The organism is Photobacterium proteolyticum (assembly GCF_001939735.1).
Classification (GTDB): Bacteria; Pseudomonadota; Gammaproteobacteria; order Enterobacterales; family Vibrionaceae; genus Photobacterium; species Photobacterium proteolyticum.
On sequence record NZ_MJIL01000048.1, the window covers coordinates 198,455 to 222,691 of the forward strand.

At 54.1% G+C, this 24,237-nt stretch carries 13 protein-coding genes; 10 read left to right on the top strand and 3 right to left on the bottom strand.

Annotation, left to right across the window (positions count from 1 at the left end; genetic code table 11):
- Window positions 1-557: 557 nt before the first annotated feature.
- From BIT28_RS05295 to BIT28_RS05340, 10 genes are all read left to right on the top strand, one after another.
- Window positions 558-2,237: an ABC transporter substrate-binding protein gene (locus BIT28_RS05295; protein WP_075762598.1), complete on the top strand. Its 1,680-nt coding sequence runs from the start codon at window positions 558-560 to the stop codon at window positions 2,235-2,237.
- A 145-nt stretch (window positions 2,238-2,382) separates the two neighbouring features.
- A complete protein-coding gene (locus BIT28_RS05300) occupies window positions 2,383-3,369 on the top strand; it encodes an ABC transporter permease (protein WP_075762599.1) in 987 nt (328 codons plus the stop codon).
- A 2-nt stretch (window positions 3,370-3,371) separates the two neighbouring features.
- Window positions 3,372-4,400 carry an ABC transporter permease gene (locus tag BIT28_RS05305; protein WP_075762600.1) on the top strand — a complete coding sequence of 343 codons (1,029 nt, stop codon included), beginning with the start codon at window positions 3,372-3,374 and terminating at the stop codon, window positions 4,398-4,400.
- The gene (locus tag BIT28_RS05310; RefSeq protein ID WP_075762601.1) at window positions 4,400-5,371 is read left to right on the top strand and encodes an ABC transporter ATP-binding protein; all 972 of its coding nucleotides are present in this window, start codon (window positions 4,400-4,402) and stop codon (window positions 5,369-5,371) included. The genes BIT28_RS05305 and BIT28_RS05310 overlap by 1 nt, the downstream gene beginning before the upstream one ends.
- Before the next feature lie 29 nt (window positions 5,372-5,400).
- Complete coding sequence (locus BIT28_RS05315) at window positions 5,401-6,396, top strand: ABC transporter ATP-binding protein (protein WP_075762602.1); 996 nt, start codon at window positions 5,401-5,403, stop codon at window positions 6,394-6,396.
- Window positions 6,397-6,407: 11 nt separating this feature from the next.
- Window positions 6,408-8,144: a glycoside hydrolase family 9 protein gene (locus tag BIT28_RS05320; protein WP_075762603.1), complete on the top strand. Its 1,737-nt coding sequence runs from the start codon at window positions 6,408-6,410 to the stop codon at window positions 8,142-8,144.
- Window positions 8,137-9,024, top strand: coding sequence for a glucosamine kinase nucleotide-binding domain-containing protein (locus BIT28_RS05325; protein ID WP_075762604.1), 888 nt, complete (start codon window positions 8,137-8,139; stop codon window positions 9,022-9,024). Before BIT28_RS05320 ends, BIT28_RS05325 begins: the two co-directional genes overlap by 8 nt.
- A gap of 9 nt (window positions 9,025-9,033) precedes the next feature.
- A complete protein-coding gene (locus tag BIT28_RS05330) occupies window positions 9,034-10,965 on the top strand; it encodes a beta-N-acetylhexosaminidase (RefSeq protein WP_075762605.1) in 1,932 nt (643 codons plus the stop codon).
- Between the two features lie 41 nt (window positions 10,966-11,006).
- The gene (locus BIT28_RS05335) at window positions 11,007-13,412 is read left to right on the top strand and encodes a glycoside hydrolase family 94 protein (protein WP_075762606.1); all 2,406 of its coding nucleotides are present in this window, start codon (window positions 11,007-11,009) and stop codon (window positions 13,410-13,412) included.
- A 66-nt stretch (window positions 13,413-13,478) separates the two neighbouring features.
- Window positions 13,479-14,891 (top strand): phosphoglucomutase/phosphomannomutase family protein, encoded by a 1,413-nt coding sequence (locus tag BIT28_RS05340; protein ID WP_075762607.1) that lies wholly within the window; start codon window positions 13,479-13,481, stop codon window positions 14,889-14,891.
- A 285-nt stretch (window positions 14,892-15,176) separates the two neighbouring features.
- Here BIT28_RS05340 and BIT28_RS05345 read toward each other — a convergent pair whose 3' ends face one another.
- The 3 genes from BIT28_RS05345 to BIT28_RS05355 are packed head-to-tail and all read right to left on the bottom strand — an operon-like array spanning window position 15,177 to window position 24,164.
- Window positions 15,177-20,642 carry a non-ribosomal peptide synthetase gene (locus BIT28_RS05345; protein WP_075762608.1) on the bottom strand — a complete coding sequence of 1,822 codons (5,466 nt, stop codon included), beginning with the start codon at window positions 20,640-20,642 and terminating at the stop codon, window positions 15,177-15,179.
- Window positions 20,639-22,393 carry an ABC transporter ATP-binding protein gene (locus tag BIT28_RS05350; protein ID WP_075762609.1) on the bottom strand — a complete coding sequence of 585 codons (1,755 nt, stop codon included), beginning with the start codon at window positions 22,391-22,393 and terminating at the stop codon, window positions 20,639-20,641. Before BIT28_RS05350 ends, BIT28_RS05345 begins: the two co-directional genes overlap by 4 nt.
- Entirely contained in the window at window positions 22,386-24,164 is a 1,779-nt protein-coding gene (locus BIT28_RS05355; protein ID WP_075762610.1) for an ABC transporter ATP-binding protein, read from the bottom strand. The genes BIT28_RS05350 and BIT28_RS05355 overlap by 8 nt, the downstream gene beginning before the upstream one ends.
- Window positions 24,165-24,237 lie beyond the last annotated feature (73 nt).

Consider the following 24,237-nt stretch of genomic DNA (forward strand, 5'->3'; position numbering starts at 1 on the left):
TATCCATTTTTCACATCGAAATAAAGCCATTAAAGCACGAAAAAATCGCTCAAAATTAGCGCTAATTCGCCCTTTTAAAGGTGTATTTTCCTTCAGATAGAAATATCTTTTGGTTTATGAGAAGCCAATCACAACAAATCAGGCCGTAAAATTTTCCGCAGGGAATTAACCCTAACACTTACTGTGCGTTACATCACAAAGGAATATCAGACACTCTAAGCCCCTTAATTTTAAGCGTTTATATCGTAGTGCTCACTAACTAAGACAATGAAACATAGTGTGTGAATCGTGAGTTGCCGCACACCGCCTCGAATCTATTGACTAGCTCAACAATGGAGAATTAACGTTTTTTACAGTCCCCCCCTTGATTTTGACGTTTTTGACGGGCGGGCAGATTGACGATCATGTCAATCAAGGGTTTCCTTAAGGCACTTAGAGTCTACAAGGCCATTCGATGTGAGTGTGTCATTCACTCTGTCGGAGTGGGCTCGAAAGAGACCCTTCGGGGCATTCATTTTCCATAAGTGAAACAATAAGCAATAGAGTAAGGAACAGCTATGCTTGCCAATATTAAGAAAACCAAGTTAGCACTCGCAGTCGTTGCTGCAGCTTCCACAATGCTGACAGCGCCGGTAGCCTCTGCTGCCGATCGCACTGAGCTAACCATGGTACCTAAGTTCTACCCTACTTTTGTTCGTAACTTTAACCCGTTCCTACAGACTCAGTTGGATACGGTCCAAGACTTTATCTACGAGCCTCTAGTCGTGTTCAACGAACTTCAGGGCAATAAGCCAGTTATGCGTCTGGCAACAGACTACTACATGTCTGATGACCTGATGAAAGTGACTTTCGAGATCCGTGACGGTGTCAAATGGTCTGACGGTAAAGCCTTTACCGCAGAAGATGTTGCCTTTACGTTCAACATGCTCAAGCAGTTCCCTGAGCTTGACCGTACCGGTATCAACCAGCGCCTGAAATCTATTGAGGCATCGGGCGACAAAGTGACCTTCAACCTGACTGAAGCGAACTCAAACGTACCGTATCTGATCAATGAAGTGTCCGTCGTTGCCAAGCACATCTGGAGCAAGATTGAAGATCCGACACGCTTCACCAACGAAAACCCTGTCGGTACCGGTCCATTTACCGAAGTCGAGAAATTCACTCCGCAGCTTTATACCCAGTGCCGTAACCCACAATACTGGGACAACAGCAACCTGGATGTTGACTGTCTACGCCTACCTCAGGTAGCGGGCAACGACCAGTTCCTGGGTCAGGTCCTAAGCGGCCAGTTCGACTGGACATACTCGTTCATCCCTGACGTTGACAGCACATACGCAGCAGCCAGCCCTCATAACAAGTACTGGTACCCTGCGGGCGGCAGCCAGGCATTCATGTTCAACTACAAGTCGCCAAATGCCGGTAACAACGAAGCGATCAACAACATCGACTTCCGCCGTGCCTTCTCTATGGCTATCGACCGTGAAACCATCATCGATATCGCGTTCTACGGCGGCGGTGTGGTGAATGACTATGCTTCAGGTCTGGGTCAGGCATTTGCCTCTTGGTCTGATAACACTGTCTACAACAAGTACAAGCCATTTATGACGTACAACATCGAGAACTCAAAAGCATTGCTGAAAAAAGCAGGCTTCAAGGATCTTGATAAAGATGGCTTCGTAGAAACACCATCAGGCAAAAATCTTGAGCTATCGATTCAGTCTCCAAGTGGCTGGACTGACTTCAACAACACCGTTCAGCTAGCCGTTGAAATGCTTGAAGAAGTTGGCATCAAGGCGAAAGCAAGCACACCTGACTTCTCTGTCTACAACCAGGCAATGCTGGATGCTAAGTATGACGTTGCCTACACCAACTACTTCCACGGCGCAGATCCTTACACTTACTGGGACAGCGGTTACCACTCACGCTTCCAGGCGAACCAGGGGATGCCTCGCTTTGCGCTTCACTACTGGAGCAACAAAGAGCTAGACACGCTACTTGAAGGCTTCTACAAAACGGCTGATCGCAACGAGCAGATGAACATCGCTCATAAGATCCAGAAGATCATTGCCGAGAACCAAGTAACAGTCCCTGTTATGTCAGGTGCATACACTTCTCAGTACAACACCGCACGCTTTACTGGCTGGTGGAACGAGAAGAATCCGAAGGGCCGTCCAATGCCTATCACCAATACACAAGAGCGTCTGCTACAAGTACTTGATCTAAAACCTAAAGCATAATTTTTAGGTACTAACTTGCGGTGTGTACATTGCACACCGCCTCTTCCCCCCCTCTCTATTTGAAAGTTATGGCGCCTTGCGTCAGGGGGATTTCTGTCCTGAATCCAGCGCGGTCAATACAGGCTGGATGATTAAGGTGTGAGTTATGGGATTCTTTATACGACGGCTGTCTTTTTATTTGATAGCGCTTTTATTTGCGATAACGCTGAACTTCGTTTTACCACGCGCCATGCCCGGCGACCCGGTTACTATGATGTTCGCCAATGCAGCGGTACAGGTAACCCCTGAGCGCATCGCTGCCATGAAACAGCTACTGGGCTTTGTCGACGGCCCGATCTACGAACAGTATTTTGTCTACCTCAAAGGCATCTTGACCTGGGACCTGGGTATCTCTATCCAGACCTACCCGCAGACAGTAAATGATGTCATGGCCGGAGCCGTAGGCTGGTCACTATTTTTGGCAGGTACCGCTGTTGTTCTCGCTTTCTGCCTTGGCTCGACACTGGGTATTTTTGCAGCCTGGAAGCGCGGCAGCAAATATGACGCCTTCATTTCGCCGGGAATGATGGTCGTGCAGGCCGTTCCACCCGTCGTTGTCGCGATGATTGTGCTCTACACCTTCGCAATCGGTCTGCGCTGGTTCCCGTCTACCTATGCCTATACCGCAGGTACTTCGCCAGACTGGACCAGTTGGGAGTTCATCAAGGACGTGCTCTACCACGCGGTGCTGCCACTGTTCTGTGCCACCATCATCCAGATTGGCGGCTTCTTGATCAACATGCGAAACAACATGATCAACCTGCTCAACGAAGACTATATCACCATGGCCAAAGGTAAGGGCCTGAGTGAAAACCGCGTTGTTTTCAAATACGCAGCACGTAATGCCATGCTGCCAAGTGTCACTGCCCTCTCGATGGCACTGGGTATGGCAATCGGTGGCCAGCTAATTATCGAAATGATCTTCAACTATCCGGGCCTGGGTACGGTACTGCTAAACGCCATCAATGCGCGTGACTATCAGGTTCTTCAAGGTCAGCTACTCATTATGACCCTGTTTATGCTGTTCTTTAACTTCATGGCTGACATCCTCATCGTCGCACTTGACCCTCGCCTACGCAAGGGAGGCAAATAATTATGAAAGGTCTAATCAAGTTACTTTCCAGTAACCATAAAGCCCTGGCCGGCTTAACCATTATCATGCTCTTTATTTTGGCCGCAATCTTTGCCCCGTTCATTACCAAGCATGTACCGAACAAAAAAACGGGTAACCCGCATGAGTACCCAGCATTCGTCGTCAAGGCCGCGCAAAATAATCCTGACGGCTGGGTTGCTGAGAACCTGGCCGACAGCCGCCGTACCCTGCGCATGTCCAAAAAAGCGGACCACGTTCTGGGAACCACCCGCATGGGGCGTGATGTCTGGTCACAGGTCGTCTACGGCGCACGTACATCGCTAGCCGTCGGCTTCGGTGCCGGCCTGATGGTATGTTTCCTGGCCACACTCGTCGGGGTGTCTGCCGGTTACTTCGGCGGTCGGGTCGATGACATTCTTTCCGCCGCCATGAACATCATGCTGGTTATTCCCCAGCTCCCCTTGCTGTTTGTTATCGCCGCCTTCATCGGGGAGGCCGGTCCCGTCACGATAACCCTGGTTATCGGGATCACCGCCTGGGCATGGGGCGCCAGGGTTGTACGTGCACAGACCTTGTCTATCCGGGAAAAAGAATTTGTCAAAGCCGCCGAGGTACTCGGTGAATCATCTATGCGGATCATCTTCGTCGAGATCCTGCCCAACCTGATTTCCATTGTGGGGGCGAGCTTCATCGGTTCGGTGATGCTGGCCATTATGACCGAGGCAACCCTGTCATACCTTGGGCTTGGCGACCCGGGCACCATCAGCTGGGGCAACATGCTGTACAACGTCCAGACATCATCTTCAATGCTGGTCGGTGCCTGGTGGGAACTCCTGGTTCCATGTATCGCGCTCACCCTGATTGCTGTCGGCCTGGCCCTGCTTAACTTTGCCGTCGATGAAATTGCCAACCCGCAGCTGCGTTCTCACAAAGGCATGCGTCGCTGGAAAAACATGGCCAAGCAAAATACCGAAAAACAACAAGAGACACTAGAAACCGCTCAGCCTGCCATGCAGGGAGGAGAAAAGTAATGACTAACCCACAGATCTCCATTCGCAATCTTTGTGTCGACTACATTACCGATGCCGGCGACGTCCGTGCAGTAAACAACGTCAGCTTCGATATCGGCAAGGGCGAGGTCTTTGGCCTTGCCGGTGAATCAGGCTGCGGTAAGTCCACCGTTGCCTTCTCGCTGATGCGCCTTCATAAGCCGCCAGCATTTATCACCGGTGGCGAAGTTATCTTTGACGGTCATGGCGATATTCTCAAGTACAGCGAGGCTGACATTTCGGCTTTCCGCTGGAGCCAGATGTCCATGGTGTTCCAGAGTGCGATGAACGCACTCAACCCGGTACTGACGCTGGAAGAGCAGTTCTGCGACGTGATCATGCGCCATACCAACATGACGCGCCAGCAGGCTGTTCGCCGCGCCGAAGGATTACTGGAGATTGTTGATATCCACCGGAGCCGCCTGCAGGACTTCCCGCACCAGTTTTCCGGCGGTATGCGTCAGCGCCTGGTCATTGCGATTGCCCTGGCCCTGAACCCGAAGATGATCATCATGGATGAACCGACCACGGCTCTCGATGTGGTGGTTCAGCGCGAGATCCTGCAAAAGATTTACGCACTAAAAGAGGAGTTTGGCTTCTCTATCCTGTTCATCACCCATGATATCTCACTGATGGTCGAGTTCTCCGACCGTATCGGGATCATGTACTCCGGCGAGCTGATCGAGGTTGCCCCGTCACGGCAGATCCTTGAGCAGCCGTTCCACCCATATACAGAAGGGTTGGGCAACTCCTTCCCGCCGCTGACAGGCCCGAAAACACGCCTGACCGGTATTCCAGGTAACCCGCTGAACCTGCTTGAAGTTCCTCAGGGGTGCCGTTTCCAGGCCCGCTGTAGCAAAGCCCATGATGCCTGCTTCAGCAAAGCGACACAGCTACGTCAACTTGAACCCGGTCGTTTTTCAAACTGCCACCTATTCAATAAATGCAGTTAATAAAAAATAGGAAGCAATTAGGAGGCAATATGAGCAAACCTATCGGACAACCAATTATTGAAGGCAAAAATCTGATCAAGGATTTTGAGGTCAACAGTAATTCATTAACCAAATCCAAGATGCGCGCCATCAATGACGTGTCTTTCAAGATGTACAAGAGCCGCGGCCTATCCGTTGTCGGTGAATCTGGCTCGGGCAAATCCACCACGGCGAAAATGATCGCCAAGATGTACCCGCCAACCGGCGGCCATATCGAGTACTACGGCCGGGATATTGCCGACATTAACAAGCACAGCGAGCTCATGGAGTATCGCCAGGGTGTCCAGATGGTATGGCAGGATCCGTTTGGGTCCCTGAACCCGACCCATACGATTTTCCACCACATCGCCCGTCCGTTGCTGATCCACAAGAAGGTTACCTCCGGCAATAAGAAGGAGCTGGAAGAGAAGGTCTACAGCCTGCTTGAACAGGTGGGCCTGATCCCGCCCAAAGAAACGGCGGCCAAGTTCCCCCACCAGCTTTCTGGTGGCCAGCGCCAGCGCGTCAACCTGGCCCGCAACATTGCCGTCGGTGCTGAGGTTGTCCTGGCTGACGAGCCGACCTCAATGCTGGACGTCTCGATTCGTGCCGGGGTTCTCAACCTGATGGAAGAGATGAAATTCGAGCGCGAAATGGCCCTGCTGTATATCACCCATGATATCGCGACTGCCCGCTATATTGCCGAGGATCTGGCCGTGATGTATGTCGGCCACATGGTGGAATGGGGCGATACCGAGGAGATCATCCATGATCCCCAGCACCCATACACCCAGCTGCTTGTCTCGGCTGTACCGGATCCAAGCAAGTCCATCCACGAGAAACTTAAGGGCAACAAGGGCGAGATCCCGCTCTGGACACCGGAAAGCCTCGGCTGCCCGTTTGCCGGTCGCTGTACCCATGCAACCAACAAGTGCCGCGAACAGCTTCCGGCCGTAACCCAGCTATCAGAAAACCATTTCGTACGTTGTTACCTATACGAGAACTAATTGGAGGATAAATGCAGCTGTTAACGAACCACCTAGGCTATGAGCGTTTTGGTGCCAAGCAGGCTATCCTGCTGGCGGAACCCGGTTTGCCGGCACCCCATGCAGAGATTATTCGCTGCCAAGATGCCCACCCTATTATGCAGCTGCCACTCAAAGCCTGTGGCCCAGTCGCACAATGGCACACGGGCTACACCTACTCGATTGACTTCACGGCATTCACTGGGTGCGGTGAATTCCGCCTCCAGGTTGGCGAGCTCCTCTCCGAGCCTTTTACCATTGCCGAAGGGCTGCTTATGCAGCGAACCTTCAGCGATGTACTGCACTACTTCAAATCCCAGCGCTGCAGCGGCGTTTTCGACCATGCCGACCAGCATGCACCGTTACTTGGCAGCAAAGACACAGCAGATGTCCGCGGCGGCTGGTATGACGCCTCGGGCGATGTCAGCAAATATCTCAGTCACCTGTCCTACAGCAACTACCTGAACCCCCAACAGACCCCAATGGTAGTCTGGAATATGTTCAAGGCCTTTGAGCTGCTCGAAGGCGAGGAAAACATTGCCGACATCACCCGAAGACGCCTGCTGGAAGAGGCTTACCATGGTGCGGACTTCTTGCTCCGGATGCAGCACCCGCAGGGCTTCTTCTATATGACGGTGTTCGACAAGTGGAGCAAGGATATAAAGCAGCGGGAGATCTGTGCATACGCCACCCAGGAAGGTATTAAGTCGGACGATTATCAGGCTGCATTCCGTCAGGGCGGCGGCATAACCGTTGCTGCGCTGGCTGCGGCATCACGTTGGCTCACATCAGAACAAGTTACCCGACTCGGATGGAATGACGAAACCCAAGGCGAAGCCTACCTGCAAGCCGCCGAGAAAGGCTACTGGCACCTGGTTGAGATGAATACCCAGTACCTCAACGACGGTACCGAGAACATCATCGACGAGTACTGCGCCTTGCTGGCTGCAGTAGAGCTGTTCAAAGCCACCGGCAACAACCGCTATCTTGACCAGGCCAGGGGCTGGGCCAAGAAACTGGCCTGCCGGCAAATGTCTGATCAAGACCAGCAGCATTTCTGGTCGGCCAACAACGACGGCAGCCGCCCGTACTACCATGCTGCGGAAGCAGGATTGCCAGCCATCAGCCTGATGCAATACCTGGCGATAGAAACTGACGAAACGCTGCACCAGAGCCTGAATCAAACACTGAGCAATGCGCTGCACTTCGAGCTCAGGATCACCCTGGAAGTCACCAACCCATTCGGTTACCCGCGTCAGTATGTCAAACCCGTTGACGGTGAAAAGTCCAGCAGCTTCTTTGTTCCTCACCACAATGAAAGCGGCTACTGGTGGCAGGGTGAAAATGCCCGCCTGGGTTCACTGGCCTCCATGGCCTATATGGCGCAGGCCTACCCGCTCGATAGCACCCTGAAATCAGAGCTCAAAGTCTATGCACAAAAGCTGACTGACTGGCTGCTGGGGCTCAACCCCTTCGATATGTCGATGCTGGACGGCCATGGTCGCAACAACCCGGACTACCTGCCCGAGCTGGGATTCAGCAACGCCAAGGGCGGTGTGTGCAACGGCATCACCTCTGGCTTCGACAACGAGCAGGATATCGCCTTCAAACCGATTCCGTACAAAGATGACATGCTGCAAAACTGGCGCTGGGGAGAGCAGTGGATCCCGCATGGCGGCTGGTATTTGCTCGCAATAACAACTCAATATAAGGAGCGACACCTTGGCTAGTACAATCAAATATTACGTCGGAGTAGACGGGGGTGGCACCTCGTGCCGAGCCCGGATCTGCGATTTGGAAGGTCACTGTCTTGGCGAGGCCAAGACCGGCAGTGCCAATATCATGCTGGGTGGCAGCGTCGCCATGGCATCGATTCAGGATGCCATTGCCACTGCCGCCTCTCTGGCACAGCTGACAGAAGCCGACTACGGCAGCATGTCCGTCGGTCTGGCACTGGCCGGAGCCGAACAAAAAGAGTCCTGGTATGAATTCATGGCGCTTCCCCACCCTTATGGTGCCGTCACTTTAAATACCGACGCTTATGGCGCTTGTCTGGGCGCCTGGAAAGGAGAAGAGGGCACAATCCTGATAGCCGGTACGGGCTCTTGCGGGATCTTGCTGAAAGATAAGCAGCAACAGGTTATCGGCGGCCGCGAGTTCCCAATATCCGATCACGGCGGCGGTGCCGTCATGGGACTTCGCCTCATCCAGCAGGTACTGCTCAGTGTCGACGATATCGTTCCTCACACGTCGCTGGCCCTGCATGTCATGAAGCATTTCGACAACGATGTCGATGCCGTTGTCAGCTGGTCCAAAACAGCCCGTCCGTGCGACTACGGTCAGTTCTCGCCAGCCATTTTTGCCCATGCGGCCGAAGGTGACAGCCTGGCCATCGAGATGCTCAAGCAAACGGCGGCGGATGTCGAAATGTTGCTCTCTGCATTGTTCATGCGCGGTGCCGAACAGGTCTGCCTGATGGGGAGCATTGGCGAGCATATCCAGCCTTGGCTGGCACCTCCGTTCAAAACCCGGCTGGCACTACCCCAGGGAGATGCCATGGACGGGGCAATTGCAATGGCAAAAGGTTGTCACAACCTTTACCCACTTTAAGAGGCTACTATGAGTTACCGTCTCGATTTGACCGTGATAAGCAAAAATGAGCAGCAGTCTCGTTTTGCCCTGACCTTGCACAATCTGAGTGATCAGGCACAGAACAACTGGGCGCTGCATTTTACGTTCTGCCGCTGGATTCAGGCAGAATCGCTTTCTAACGGCCAACTCAAGCAACTGGGTAGCTACTGCATTCTGACGCCGGGAAACTCGGCGTCATTAAGCCCTAACTCCCATTTCTATACGGAATTCACCGTCAATACCAAGCCCTTCACGATGTACGACGAAGGGATCGTCGATGCCTTCCTGAATACTTCGCCAGAAGGCAGTTTCATCAAGCCGCTGCCGGTAAAAATCACCACGATCAACCTCGATCAGCCGGCTACCGAGCCATTGCCGATCCCGCTGCCCGATGCCAAGCCCATCAACCTGATCCCGCTGCCGGAATCATTGATCAGGCTGCCCGGCGAATTCATGCTGAAATCGGGAACGGCTATCACGCCTCCGACAGATAAGGCCTGCGGTAGCTCACGCTGGCTTCAGGCCGAGCTGTGCCAGCTGCTGCACGAAGATATCCCGGTTTGCCAGGACGGTAATATCAGCTATCAGTATCACGAAGAGCTTGCCGACGGCGCATACTGCCTGCTGGTCGAACCCGATCATATCTGGCTTCAGGCCGGATCGCAGAGCGGTTTTGCCCATGCAACCGCCAGCCTGCTGCAGCTGATCCCGACCCGCCCCACCCATCAGGCTCATGCGACCTATATGATCCCGATGGTGGAGATCCAGGACCAGCCCAACTACCCGTACCGCGGGATGATGCTTGACTGTGCCCGGCAGTTCCACCCGATCAAACGCCTCAAGTACCTGATCGATCACCTGGCTCGCTATAAATTCAACACCTTCCACTGGCACCTGACGGATGACGAAGGCTGGCGGATTGAAATTGATGCCTACCCGGAGCTGACTCGGATCGGGGCCTGGCGGGGACCGAACGAGGTTATCCAGCCACAGTACACCAACATCAGCCAACGCTATGGCGGCTACTACAGCAAACAGGAAGTACGCGATCTCATCGCCTACGCCAGTGACCGCGGAATTACCATCATTCCGGAGATCGATATTCCCGGCCACTGCCGTGCGGCTATCAAGTCCCTGCCGGACCTGCTGGTCGACCCACAAGACCGCTCACAGTACCGCAGTACCCAGTGGTACTCGGACAACATTCTGTCCCCGGCACTGAAAGGCACCTATACCTTTATCGCTAACGTACTGGACGAAGTCTGCGAGCTCTTTCCTGCCCCCTACATCCATGTCGGGTGTGACGAGGTGCCGCAAGGTGTCTGGACCCAAAGTCCGGCCTGTCAGGCAATGATGGAACAGCACGGCTATCAGGATCCGCGAGAGCTGCAGGGACATATCCTGCGCTTTGCCGAGGAGGTCGTCCAGGCCAAGGGCAAGCGGATGATGGGTTGGGAAGAGGCAACCAACGGCAACAAAATCAGCAAGGATACCCTGATCTTCTCGTGGCAGAACGAAGAGGCCGGACTGAACTGTGCCCGCGAGGGCTATGACGTCATCATGCAGCCAGCCCAGTATACCTACCTGGATATGACTCAGGGCTACACGGCAGACGAACCCGGTTCCGACTGGGCCTGCAAGCTGCCACTCGATGTCGTCTATAGCTACAAACCCCTGTCGTCACTGGCCGACAACGACCCGGCCCACCGGCATATCCTGGGTATCCAGGCCGCATTGTGGTGCGAGCTGGTCAACAACCAGAGCCGCTTTGAATACATGATTTACCCACGCCTGCTGGCCATTGCCGAGCTGTGCTGGACTCATCCTGACAACAGAAACTGGAAAGACTTCAAGGCTCGTCTGAGCGGGCAGTTAGCCTACCTGGACAAAGCTGGCATTAATTACCGTCGTTGTGACTAGCAACTCACAGCAAGTAAAAACATTAAAAGGATTGGACAATAATGAAATACGGTTATTTTGATAACGACAACAGAGAGTATGTCATCACTCGCCCTGATGTCCCGACCCCTTGGACCAACTACCTCGGTACGGAAAAATTCTGTACGGTTATCTCGCACAATGCCGGAGGCTACTCCTTCTATAACTCTCCGGAGTACAACCGGGTCACCAAGTTCCGCCCAAACGGCTCTTTTGACCGTCCGGGGCATTACGTCTACCTTCGCGACGACGAAACCGGCGATTACTGGTCTATTTCCTGGCAGCCGGTGGCAAAGAGCCTCGACGAAGCCAAGTATGAAGTGCGCCACGGCCTGTCTTATTCGAAGTTCAAGTGCGAATACAGCGGTATCTCGGCGTCGAAAACCTTGTTCGTTCCTAAAGGTGAAGATGCGGAGATCTGGGATGTTGTTATCAAAAATGACAGCGACAAGCCGCGCACCATCAGTGCCTTCTCATTTGTCGAGTTCTCGTTCAGCCATATCCAGTCGGACAACCAGAACCACCAGATGAGCCTGTACTCGGCGGGTACCTCGTATAACGAAGGCGTGATTGAGTATGACCTGTACTACAACACCAATGACTTCGAAGGTTTCTACTACCTAGCCTCGACATTCGATCCTGATAGCTATGACGGTCAGCGTGATTCATTCCTTGGCCTGTACCGCGATGAGTCCAACCCGCTGGCGGTTGAGCAAGGGCAATGTACCAACACGGTCAAGACCTGCTACAACCACTGTGGCTCCCTGCACAAGCAGTTTGTTATCCAGCCGGGCGAAGAAGTGCGCTTTGTCTATATCCTTGGCCTGGGCAAGGGCAACGGCGAAAAACTGAGAGCCAAATACCAGAACCTGGACAATGTCGATACCGCATTCGCAGCCATCAAAGAACACTGGGCTGAACGTTGTGCCAAGTTCCAGGTGAAGTCACCGAACGAAGGCATGGATACCATGCTGAATACCTGGACCCTGTATCAGGCTGAAACCTGTGTCGTCTGGTCCCGTTTTGCCTCCTTCATCGAAGTTGGCGGCCGTACCGGCCTTGGCTATCGTGATACCGCTCAGGATGCGATGGCCGTGCCTCATGCCAACCCGGAAATGACCCGTAAGCGCCTGGTAGATCTGCTGCGCGGCCAGGTCAAGGCTGGCTACGGGCTTCACCTGTTCGATCCTGACTGGTTCGATCCTGAAAAAGCCGATGTTGCACCTTCAAAGTCACCGACGGTTGTTCCGACACCGAGTGACGAAGACAAGATCCACGGTATCAGCGATACCTGCTCTGACGACCACCTATGGCTTGTACCAACTATCTGCCGCTACGTGATGGAAACCGGCGAAACCAGCTTTTTCGACGAGGTGATCCCTTACGCCGACGGTGGCGAGGCAACCGTCTACGAACACATGAAAGCGGCGCTGGACTTCACAGCCGAGCACGTTGGCCGTACCGGTATCGCCAAAGGGCTGCGTGCCGACTGGAACGACTGTCTGAACCTCGGCGGTGGCGAGTCCTCCATGGTGGCCTTCCTACACTACTGGGCCATTCAGGAGTTTGTCGATCTGGCCAGGTTCCTTGGCAAAGACGAGGATGCCGCCCGCTACGAAGATATGGCCGGCGGGGTACAGAGCGCCTGTGAAAAACACCTTTGGGACGAGGACGGCGGCTGGTATATCCGTGGTATCACCAAAAACGGCGAGAAAGTGGGTACCAACGAACAGGTTGAAGGCAAAGTTCACCTTGAGTCCAACACCTGGGCTGTCGTATCTGGTGCCGTCTCTCAGGATCGCGGTGAGAAAGCAATGAACGCTGTCGATGAATACCTGTTCTCCGAGTACGGCCTGCACCTCAACGCCCCGTCTTTTGCGACCCCGAACGACGACATCGGTTTTGTGACCCGTGTCTACCAGGGCGTGAAAGAAAACGGCGCCATCTTCTCGCACCCGAACCCATGGGCGTGGGTGGCCGAGGCAAAACTGGGCCGCGGTGATCAGGCGATGAAATTCTATGATGCGCTGAACCCGTACAACCAGAATGACATGATTGAGAAGCGCATTGCCGAACCGTATTCCTACGTTCAGTTCGTCATGGGCCGCGATCACCAGGATCACGGCCGCGCCAACCACCCATGGCTGACCGGCTCATCCGGCTGGGCATACATTGCCGCCACCAACTTCATTCTTGGCGTACGCGTCAGCTTCGAAGGCCTGGTGGTTGACCCATGTATCCCGACAGCATGGCCGGGCTTTGAAGTAACTCGCCAATGGCGTGATGCGACCTTTAACATCAAGGTTGAGAATCCGAACCATGTCAGCAAGGGCGTAAAATCCATCATTCTTAATGGCGAAGCTATCGAGGGAGCAATTCCGGCACAGGCCGAAGGGTCTGTAAATACCGTTACTGTCGTAATGGGTTAATTACTTTTTAGGGGTGTTTTTCACCCCTACTTTTCATTTTCCACAGAGAGAAATAGGAGTTCCATCATGATCCAATTTGGAACTGGTGGCTGGCGTGCCCTCATCGGTGAAGAGTTCACCAAAGCCAATGTACAGCTGGTGGCGCAAGCGGTAGCCAATATCATGATTGCCGAGAAAGTCACCAACAACGGCTTCGTGATCGGCTATGACCGTCGCTTCTTATCCGACAAGGCCGCGGCCTGGTTTTCGGAAGTGCTGGCCGGCAATGGTATCCAGGTCAGCTTCATCGACAAGTACGTCCCGACTCCGATCGTCATGTTTAAGTCCAAACAGATCGGTGCCACCTACTCGGCATGTATTACCGCATCGCATAACCCGGCAGACTACAACGGCATTAAGGTCTTTATTGAAGGTGGCCGTGATGCCGACGAGGTGATCACCCAGAAAATTGAAGCGCAGGTTGCCAACCTGTCCGAGGCTGATATTCAAACGGCCGAGTTTGACAATGCACTGCGGGACAACCTGATAGAGATTATCAATCCGATGAACGAGTTCGTCGACTCGATCATCGACTTTATTGATGTCGAGGCCATCAAGCAGGCCAACCTGCGAGTATTGATCGACCCGATGTTCGGGGTTGCGAAAAATGCCCTGCAAACCGTTCTGATCAGTGGGCGCTGTGATGTCGACGTTATCAATGACACCCAAAACCCCGCTTTCGGCGGTTTGATGCCGTCACCGAGTGCCGCAACCTTATACCGACTGAAGCACATGGTGTCTCACGAGGGCTATGACATCGGTATTGGCACCGACGGCGATGCCGACCGACTGGGTATTATCGACGAGAAAGGCAACTTCATCCATCCCAACGAAGTGCTGTTGCTGCTCTACTACTACCTGCTGGAATACAAAGGCTGGACGGGCTCTGTGGTTCGCAATATCGCCACCACCCATCTATTGGACAAGGTGGCAGAAGCCCATGGCGAGAAATGCTTTGAGGTACCAGTTGGCTTCAAACACGTCAGCTCGCAAATGGAGGCCGACGACTCGCTGATCGGCGGCGAAAGTTCAGGCGGCCTGACCATTCGCGGCCATATCAAAGGCAAGGATGGTGTCTTCGCCTCCAGCCTGCTGGTCGAAATGATCAGTACAACGGGCAAGAAACTGTCTGAGATGCTCGATGAAATCTATGACAAATATGGCTACGCCTATACCGCAGAGGGAGACTGCACCTTCAAGCCTGCCGAGCGCCAGCGCCTGTACGACAGAATTTATGTCGAGAAAGAGCTGCCGGAATTCGCCTACGAGATTGAGAAAGTCAGCTACGCCGATGGTGCCAAGGTCTATTTCAAGAATGGCGGCTGGGCACTGGCTCGCTTCTCGGGCACAGAACCATTGCTGCGCCTGTTTGCCGAGATGGAGAACCAGGAGCAAGCCGAGGCAATCATTAAGCAGCTGAAAGATTTTCTACACGTCTAGCAGCAAAATTCAACCGTCCTGATCAGCGTCCACCGCTGCCGAGTCGCTGGTAAAACAGGAATCGTTGCTCCATTGGTAACATGCGGCATAGCTGTTACATTTCGCAAGCCTTTGGTTTCGGGCTTTAGCGGTAAGGGTAGCCTGGCTACCCTTTTTTCTTGTCTTTTATTCTTAACCCGCCTTTCCTCTTCGGCCTGTATAAAAACGTAAGGCCAGCTTAGGCTGGCCTTTATGAAAGTAGAACCGTTTTCTTCGATTCAATTTATTTAGGATCAGGCATATACATCAGGTAAATTGCGTAACCAGCTCATTCAATCCTGCACCGATCAGAGAAAAGTCCGCCCGACTGAAGCTGTTATTGTTTATCGCCGACGAAAGCATCAGCTCATCCTCCCACGAATAGACAAACACCAGATCAAACAGCGCGTTCCTTTTTACTGCCTTACGGTCGTCATTAGCGATATAGATACTGCAATGCCCTGATTTCTCCGGCGGCAGCAGTTGCCTCAACGCGACACCCGTCATCCCGGCAACCGCTTCCCCAACACGCTCAAAGAAACCCTGCAGGCTGTCTATGCCTGACAGGTCAATCGTGACGTGCTGGCACTGAGCATCGCCGTCACCCAGATAAATATCAAGACGGTTAAGCTCCGTGGCAGCCGCCAGCGCGTAGACCGTCAGGCCAGTCAACAATATATCTCGGGACACGCCAAGCTGATCCCCGAGCACTTCCAGCTGTCGGCTCTGCCCGGCAGCATAACGGTAGTCCCACTCGGGGGCCGTGGCATCATTGTCGATTGGCGCAGACAGGAACGGGATCCCGGCACAAGGTATCATCTCGACCTCGGACTGCTGACTGTCATACCAGTCAGCCAGCCCACAAATCGTGGCATGTTCGAGGATATCTATCGCCATCACATCAATCCCCTGCTCTGCCAGCGCTTTTTGCACCAGTACAACATGGAACGAATTCCCGCCGACATCAAAGAAGTTGTCATGGAGCCCGATATGCGAAACCGGCAATATTTCGGCCCAGGTCTGGTAGATCACCTGCTGGGTGGGTGTCTGGGTCTTCACCGGCTGTAATTGAGGCTTACTGCTTTCAATGGCGGGGAACGCCCTGCGGTCTGCCTTGCCGTTGGCGGTTAACGGAAACTCCGCCAATCGGGCCCATGCTTCCGGCACCATGTAGTCAGGCAGATGCGCCCTTAAATGCTGACGGAGCAAGTCTTCTTCGATATCACTCTCTGACAAATAGAATGCACAGAGGTAGCTTTCGCTAAACCCTTGTATCTGGCGCTCTCTGACCAGACAAACCGCATCACGGATAGCCGGATACCAGGTCAGCACCTCTTCAATTTCATGCAGCTCTATCCGGTGGCCTTTCACCTTGACCTGGTTGTCCTGCCGTCCGCACACACAAAGATCGCCACCTGGCAGCCAATAGGCCAAATCGCCGGTACGGTACATCTTCTCTCCGGAACGGAAAGGATTGGCAACAAACGCCGTGGCCGTTTTGTCCGGCAACTGGTGATAGCCTCGTGCCAACCCGTCACCGGCGATATACAGCTCACCCATCGTTCCCATCGGACAAAGTTGCTGAGCGTTATCCAACACATACAATTGGGTATTATCGATAGGTCGGCCAACCGTGCTCTGTATCGCATGGGTCAGTTCGCACACGGCCGACCACACGGTCGTTTCTGTCGGGCCATACATATTAAAGACTCGGGCCGGGCAACAGCGCTTTATGCTCTCGACCAGCTCGAAACCGACATACTCGCCGCCCATCAGCACCTCATCGACTCCCGAGAAACACTGCAGGTCAGGCTCAAAGGCCAGAAACATCTTCATCCGTGACGGCGTAAACTGCAATGTGGTGATCGACTCAGTCCGGATCAGTGCGCTCAGGGCCGCCATATCTTGCTGCTGTTCTCGGCTGGCAATTACCAACTGGGCGCCGGTCAGTAGCGGAAGGAAAAACTCGAGCACAAAGATATCGAAGGAGAAAGTCGTCAGTGCCAACACCGTTTTGTCGGCCGTAAAGTCCAGCGAGCGCTCCATCCCGTTGATGAAATTGACCACTGAGTGGTTTTCGATCATGACGCCTTTTGGCTGCCCGGTCGATCCCGATGTATATATCACGTAGGCCAGCTGGTGGGGATCATACGTCACCCCGACTGGCAACGACGTCGGATACTCCGTAATCCCCTTGTCACGACAGTCAAGGATCGTTTCGCCGGACAATTTACCAGCCAGCTCCGGAAGATCCGTGAGCAGCAACTCGACGCCGGCATTACGGATCATGTACTGCAAGCGCTCATCAGGAAAATCAGGATCCAGTGGCACATAGGTCATTCCGGCCTTCAGCACAGCCAGGATAGCAACGGCCAGATCAACAGACGGCGATACCATGATCGCTACCCGGGCAGGACGCCGGCCCAGCCGCTCCAGCAAGGCATACGCCAACTGGTTGGCACGCTGATCCAGCGCGAGGTAACTTAATGACAGCCCCTGACTGCGGCAGGCCTGCTGCTCGGGATCCCGTGCAACCTGCTGGTGAAAACGCTCAATCAAGGTCTGAGCACCGTCAACGGGCTGCGTGGTTTGATTGAACGATTCCACCAACTGCAACCTCTCGGCCTGCGGCAGTGTGTCGATGGTCCCCACTCGTTGCAGCGGCATGAACTGGGGAATACGCTGCAACAAGATCTGCATATGGTCCGCCAGTTGGCGGATCCGGCTGCTGTCGACCATATTGACAGCATGGGAGAAAGCCAGGGTCAGCGAGCCCCCGTTACGGTAGGCATCAACAACAATATCAGCCTTCACCTGACGCTGAGCAATATGTATCTCTTGGGCTGAAATGCCCTGCAACTCAGACTGCCACGACATCGCATCATGCAGAGCAAACATGGTATCAAACAGCGGTTGCCGACTGGCGCTACGGGGCGCTTTGACCGCCTCGACAAGATGCTCGAAGGCAAAGTCCTGATGGGCTACTGCGCCGGCAAACTGCTGCTGGATCGCTGCCAGATAATCTCCGAAGCTCATTTCACTCTGATACGGAGCCCGGACGGGCAACACGCGCATGAACACCCCGGGAACATCCGCTATCTCAGGCAAGTCCCGCCCGGCTACAGGCACCCCAATAACAATATCATCCTGTCCGCTCAGCTTGTGCAGCGTCAGGGCATAGGCTGCATACAACAAGACGAACAAAGTACAGCCCTGACGGCTGGCTACCTGTTGCAACTCACTCAATAATGCCGTCTCGATATCCAGATACAGCGTGTCTCCGGCCCCGTCAAACTGCAACGGGCGCTCCTGGCCGGGCGTGAGCTGCAAAGGTTCCGGCAAGTTGGCCAGCTCCTGCTGCCAGTAGTTCAGGTTGTCTGCCTCGAGCCGGGCCTGCTGCTGCAGGTTATAGCCGATATAATCATGGTATTGCCACGGCAGAGGAGCCGGCAGCGATGCTCCCTGGCTTAGGCTCTGATAGCTATCCAGCAGCATTGTCAGCAACTGAGTGGCACTCATTCCGTCGGCAATACTGTGGTGAATGTCCAGCGCCAGAAAAGTACTACCGTCCGCTACCGACCACAACCCGACCCTCATCAAGGGAGCTTGTTCGAGGATAAAGGGACGCACAAAGGCTGCCTGTGCCATAGTGAGCTGCTGCTTATCCGCCAAGGAAGCCGGTTCGACCGGTATGGTTACCTCGGGCATAACCCTGGTTACCACGTCTCCGTTGTCGATATCAAAGACCGAACGCAGTATCGCCAGTTGCCCGACACAGCTATCGACGGCCTGCTGCAGAATCGATATATCAAGCGACCTGTCAATTTCTACCACTCGGGTCAGGTTATAGCTGGTATTTTGTCGATGGAACTGGTGGGCCAGGATGATATTACGTTGCAGGACTGAAACCGGACCAACCTGATCCTGCGGCACTTTCTCTAAGCGGCAGGCTGGAATATGCGCCGCACTGGTTTGCGCATATTCCAGCTGTGTTGCCGGCGTAAGATGCTCAAATAACGCCGCCATCTCGACCGCCACAGCGAACGCTTTTTCCATCTCAGCCTTGAGCGACATCAGCAACAAAGAGTGGCCGCCACGGCGGAAGAAATGATCGTCCATCCCGATCCGCTCTTGCTGCAATACCTGACGCCAAACCGCCAGTATTTTCTCTTCCTGCGGCGTCTGCGGACCACGATAGGCATCGAGCCTCAACTCGACACCGGATAAGTTCGACAGCGCCTTGCGGTTGATCTTACCATTGGGCAGCATTGGCAGCGTATCGACCAATTCCCACTCGGCCGGCACCAGGGCCTGATGCAAACGCTGGCCGACAAAATCAAAGATTTGCGCCCCGTCAGCCTTGTCCGAGACGATAAATGCCTTCAGCCTTGCCGAGGGCAGTCCGCTGTCAATAACCTGAACAACACATTGCCCGACAGTCGGCGCCTGCTGAACGACTCGCTCGATCCCCAGCAGATCCGCCCGCACCCCGCGAACTTTAATCTGGTTATCTTTACGTCCGAGGCATACCAGCTGACCGTCTGGCTGGCTGACACCAATATCTCCAGTAAAATAATAGGGCGGCGACTGGCGGAAACAGCGCCGGTTTTCCTCTTCCTGACCCAGATAACCGTAAGAGCGCATCGCCGTTTCAATCACGATTTCCCCAGAGTCACCGGTGGCACAAGGCTCACCCTGCGCATCCAGAATGTGCACCTTCACCTGTTCGTCAAGTGGGCGGCCGATGGGGATGACATCCAATGCCTGATCATCAGGAGTAACCCGGCGAAAGACTTTGGCCAGTGTAGTTTCTGTCGGGCCATACAGGTTCACCAACTGGCATTGTTCCTCGCCGTAGCGGGCATAGAACTGCTCGAGATCCTGCCCCCGAAGCTGCTCCCCGGCCAGGAATAAGTATTCCAGGCTCAGTGGATGCGGAGCGCCATCCTGTGTAGCATCACCCTGAAGCAGACGCTGCCTGAACAGCGTCGGTACCATATGAAGAACACTGATCTCCTCACGGTTGAGCCACGGCAGCAACTCGTCGCTCAACACCAGATCACGCACCGCGGGCATTACCAGCACACCCCCGGCGACCAACGGCAGCAACACTTCCCGCAAGTACGGATCGAAGGCCGGTATCGTCACTTGCCCGACACGGTGGCGGGCAGAAATACCGAATTCGTGCTGCTGCCACTGGACAAAATGGCTGAGCCCCCGGTAACTGCCGAGGATAGCCTTCGGTTCCCCCGTCGAGCCCGAGGTAAAGTAGATGTAGCACCGGTCCTGAAAACGGGGGGGCTCCAGCGCAGAAAGCGGAGCAGGCTCCAGAGAGGGAGTGATCTCGTCCCACACCACAATTTTGGGTGGCTCGGGCAACAACGCCACGATCTTCTCCAGTTTGGCAACATGACGCGCCGAGGTCACGATGCAGGCAGGGGCGATACGCTGCATCATGGTTGCGGCCAGTTGCTCCGGCAAACTGACATTAACAGGAGCGAAGACATGCCCGGTATGCAGACAGGCAAGCAGCGTACTGACCAGAGTCGGGCAGGAGTCTAGATACAGGGCGATATTTCCCTGTCCCTGCCGGCGAAGACACTGTGCAATAGAGGCCGTTTGCTGCCTCAGGGCACGATAGCTTAAGGAGTCCTCTCCCCACTCGATCGCCGCAGCCTCCTCCCTCGTGGCACATTGCCGGGTAAACATTTCGACTAAATCGTATTGCCTCATGCTACTACCACCTCTTCCTGATCAGATTGCATCACCAAGTCAAAATAGGCACCTTGACTGCGCATCAAGGTATCGTGATCGCCGTGCTCCACCAGCTTTCCGTCTACCAAGACAAAGATTTGATCCACGTTACGGATTGTCTTGAGCCGGTGCGCAATCACGATGGCGGTTTTTTGCTGTAGCAACTCATCCAGTTCAGCCTGGATCTCTGCCTCTGTCCGGGCATCCAACGAAGCCGTCGGCTCGTCCATAATCAAGACCTCGGCGTCTTTGACCAGAGCCCGTGCTATTGCCAGACGCTGCTTTTGTCCACCGGATACATTGCCGCCACCTTCCGTTATCTGGCTCTCATACCCGTTAGGCAGTTGAGCAATAAAGCCCGAGCATCCCGATCGTTCGGCAGCCAGCTCGATATCAGCCATGGCACAACCCGACCGACCGTATGACAAGTTAGCCTTGACGGTATTGGAAAACAGGAACGAATCCTGGGGAATAAACGAGAAGTGTTGGCGCCAGCTATCGACATCTAGCTGTCTGGACTCGCGGCCATAGGCAGCAATACTTCCTTCAGACGGTGCATACAGCCCCATCAGCAGTTTCATCAGGGTAGATTTACCCGACCCGCTCGGGCCGACAATGGCGACCGTTTGCCCCTGCTGGACCGCAAAGGAAACGTCGCGGATCACAGCCTCGCCCGCGGGATACGCAAACGACAGGCCCTTCACCGCGATCACAGGCTGACTCAAATCCGGCTCTTCCGGCTGCTGCTTGTCGGTTAACTCGCCAGGCAGTGCGAACAGCTCGAAAATGCGCTTGGCTCCTGCGAGAGATTTTTGCAGGTAGGCCACCAGCCCGCCGAGCTCGCGGAACATCATATTGAGCGCCGTCAGCAACTGGATCATGGCGATGATTTCGCCCAGCGGCGTCACACCCATCGCCATCAGAATTGCGCCGAGTACCAACATGCCGGAGAAATTAAGGATCTTGAGGCTGAAGTTAGCCAGTTCCAGCTTCGCTCTTATTCCGCTGTTCTCTTTGGTGTTATCCAGCCATTTCCCGTTACTTTTCTCATAGTTGTCCTGCTGGGCCGACTGCATATGGTAGATCCGGACCTCTTTGGAGCCGTAGACCGCATCCATGGCCGTCGCCGACATTCGTCCGAGCGTGGCCTGAATACGATCACTGACCACCCGCATCTTTCCGGCGTAGTAGTGATTGACGACAGCCGTCAGTACGGCAACGATCACCAATACCACCCCAACCTTCCAGTCTATGACCATCATGGCGATCATGGCGCAGATCCCCGTCAGTACGGTAAAGACCAATTGCCTGAACTGATAACCAAACACCTCGGATACGGCGTCAACATCACTGTTGACCCGAGATATCAGCTCACCGGGATGGTATTGCTCGATATCTCCGACCCGTCCGGCCGACAGGTGATCAAACAGCTGCAGGCGTAAATCAGCCAGTGTCTTGAACAAACTATGGAAAAATAACTTACCGAAAATAATGAAGGTCAGGCCGGTAAATATCCCCATTCCGATCACGGCAATACTGGAGCGCTGAAGCTGCACCATATCCTGCTCGACGATGGCATTAATCATGTCTCGCATGATAAAGGCCAGCGAAATCATAATAATCGTCTCGCTGAGCGCATGGCCCAATACGCCGGCCATATATCCCAACCGCCGCTTTTTCATCAGCGTAAACAGCTGCAATAACTCGTCCCATTCCGCTCTTTTAAGCATGACTCAGCTCCTCATTGGCTGCATGGTCGTAATAAGCCTGATAAAGACGGTAGAAATGTCCTTTCCTGTTCATTAGCTCGCTATAAGTTCCATTTTCAATCACGCGGCCCTGATCCAGCACCACCACCCGGTCCATCATCGACGTAATAGCCAGCTTATGGGTGATCACGATAACAGTTCGCTCGTCGGCCTCCCGCAGGATGGCCTGTTCAACCAGGCTTTCACTGGTTTGATCCAGCGAGGCCGTCGGTTCATCCATCATCAGTACCGGTGCCGGCTTCAGGAACGCCCGGGCCAGGGAAATACGTTGCTTCTGCCCGTAGGAGAGCGACACGCCGTTTTCGCCCAAAATAGTCTCGTACCCTTGTGCCTGTTCGCGAATAAAACTATCGGCATAGGCTTTTTGAGCAGCCGCTATCACTTCGCTCTCGGTCGCATCCGGTTTGGCAAGGCGAATATTTTCCATTATCGAAATAGGGAAAAGAAAAGTTTCCTGATTGACCACCGACAACTGCCGGCGATAGCCGTCATCCTCCGGCTCCCTCTCATCGAACATCCGATCCGCCGCCAGGCTTATCTCGCCGGTATGCAGGTAGAATCCGGCCAGAACCTTCAGCAAACTGCTCTTTCCGCTGCCGCTTTCACCGACAATCGCCACTTTCTCGCCGGGCTCAATAATCAGATTGATATCTTGCAGGGCCTGTACCGCCTGGTTATTTTCGGGTTGGTAAACCAGTCCGACCTTGTCCAGTTGTAGCTGTGGTCGTTCGAGATGAGAAAGCGTCAGGTGATCCAGCTTTTCATCGGCCTCGTCCAGCAAGTGAAAAATACGCTTGCTGGCGCCCAGTGCATCTTTGCAGCCTGCAATATGGGTCGGCATCTGGGCAACCGGGTCAATGACAAAATTGAGCAGATAGAAGAAAGCAATAAGCTCCCCGAGACTAAAATCGCCGGCAAGGGCACGGCCACCGCCGACAATCAGGCAGACAATACTGGGAACTAGCCGGATCATCACCTGTACCGGCCCCATCCAGGCGTACCGGTCTACCAGCTTGAGTTGGCTGGACAGCCCGGTGTCCATCTGCTTTTTAAAATCTTGATAGAGGTAGCCACGCAAGTGAAATACCTTCATGGTGGCAAAGCCTGCCAGCATCTCGGCCAGAACACCAAATCCCCGACCGAAATAGGTTTGGGTGTTCATCGACAGCTGGGACATCGACCGCGTCATTAGCATGATCAGGAAAAAACCGACAGGGATCGGAATAATGCTCAGCATCAGCAGTTGTGCATCCAGCACCGCCAGGTAGGCCGCTCCCATGACAAACATGATCGGGTGGAGGATCAATAACGGCAGGCTGACTTCGGCAAAGGTATTAATTTTGCGAATATCACTACTAAACCGGGCAACAACATCTCCCGCATCGTAGTTCTCAAGGGCCGAAATTGACATTCGGGTCACCTTCCGGAGCAAGCGCTGGTTCAGTCGGTGAACAAAGCTGCCGCTGAAATAACCCGCCAGCTTGAAGCGGTAATAGGTCGCGGTCGCACCGACTGCCAATACCGCCAGTAACAGCATGATATTGCCAACCTGGCTACCCAGTTGCTGATCCGCAGACTCATCAATAATCGTTTTTAGCAAATAGGTCTCAGCAACACCGGCTGCGACGGTACCAAAGGCCGCAACAATAACCCCCAGCAACAGCCCCCGGAAAACAAAGGCATCCTTTAACAACCGGATCAACAATTTCAGATCCGAGCGGGAAATATCCATCTTCTCTTTACCCCACAAAAAATAATATTGGCGCCTAGCCAGCAAGGCCCTCTGCCAGGGCAGAGGGCCAGCA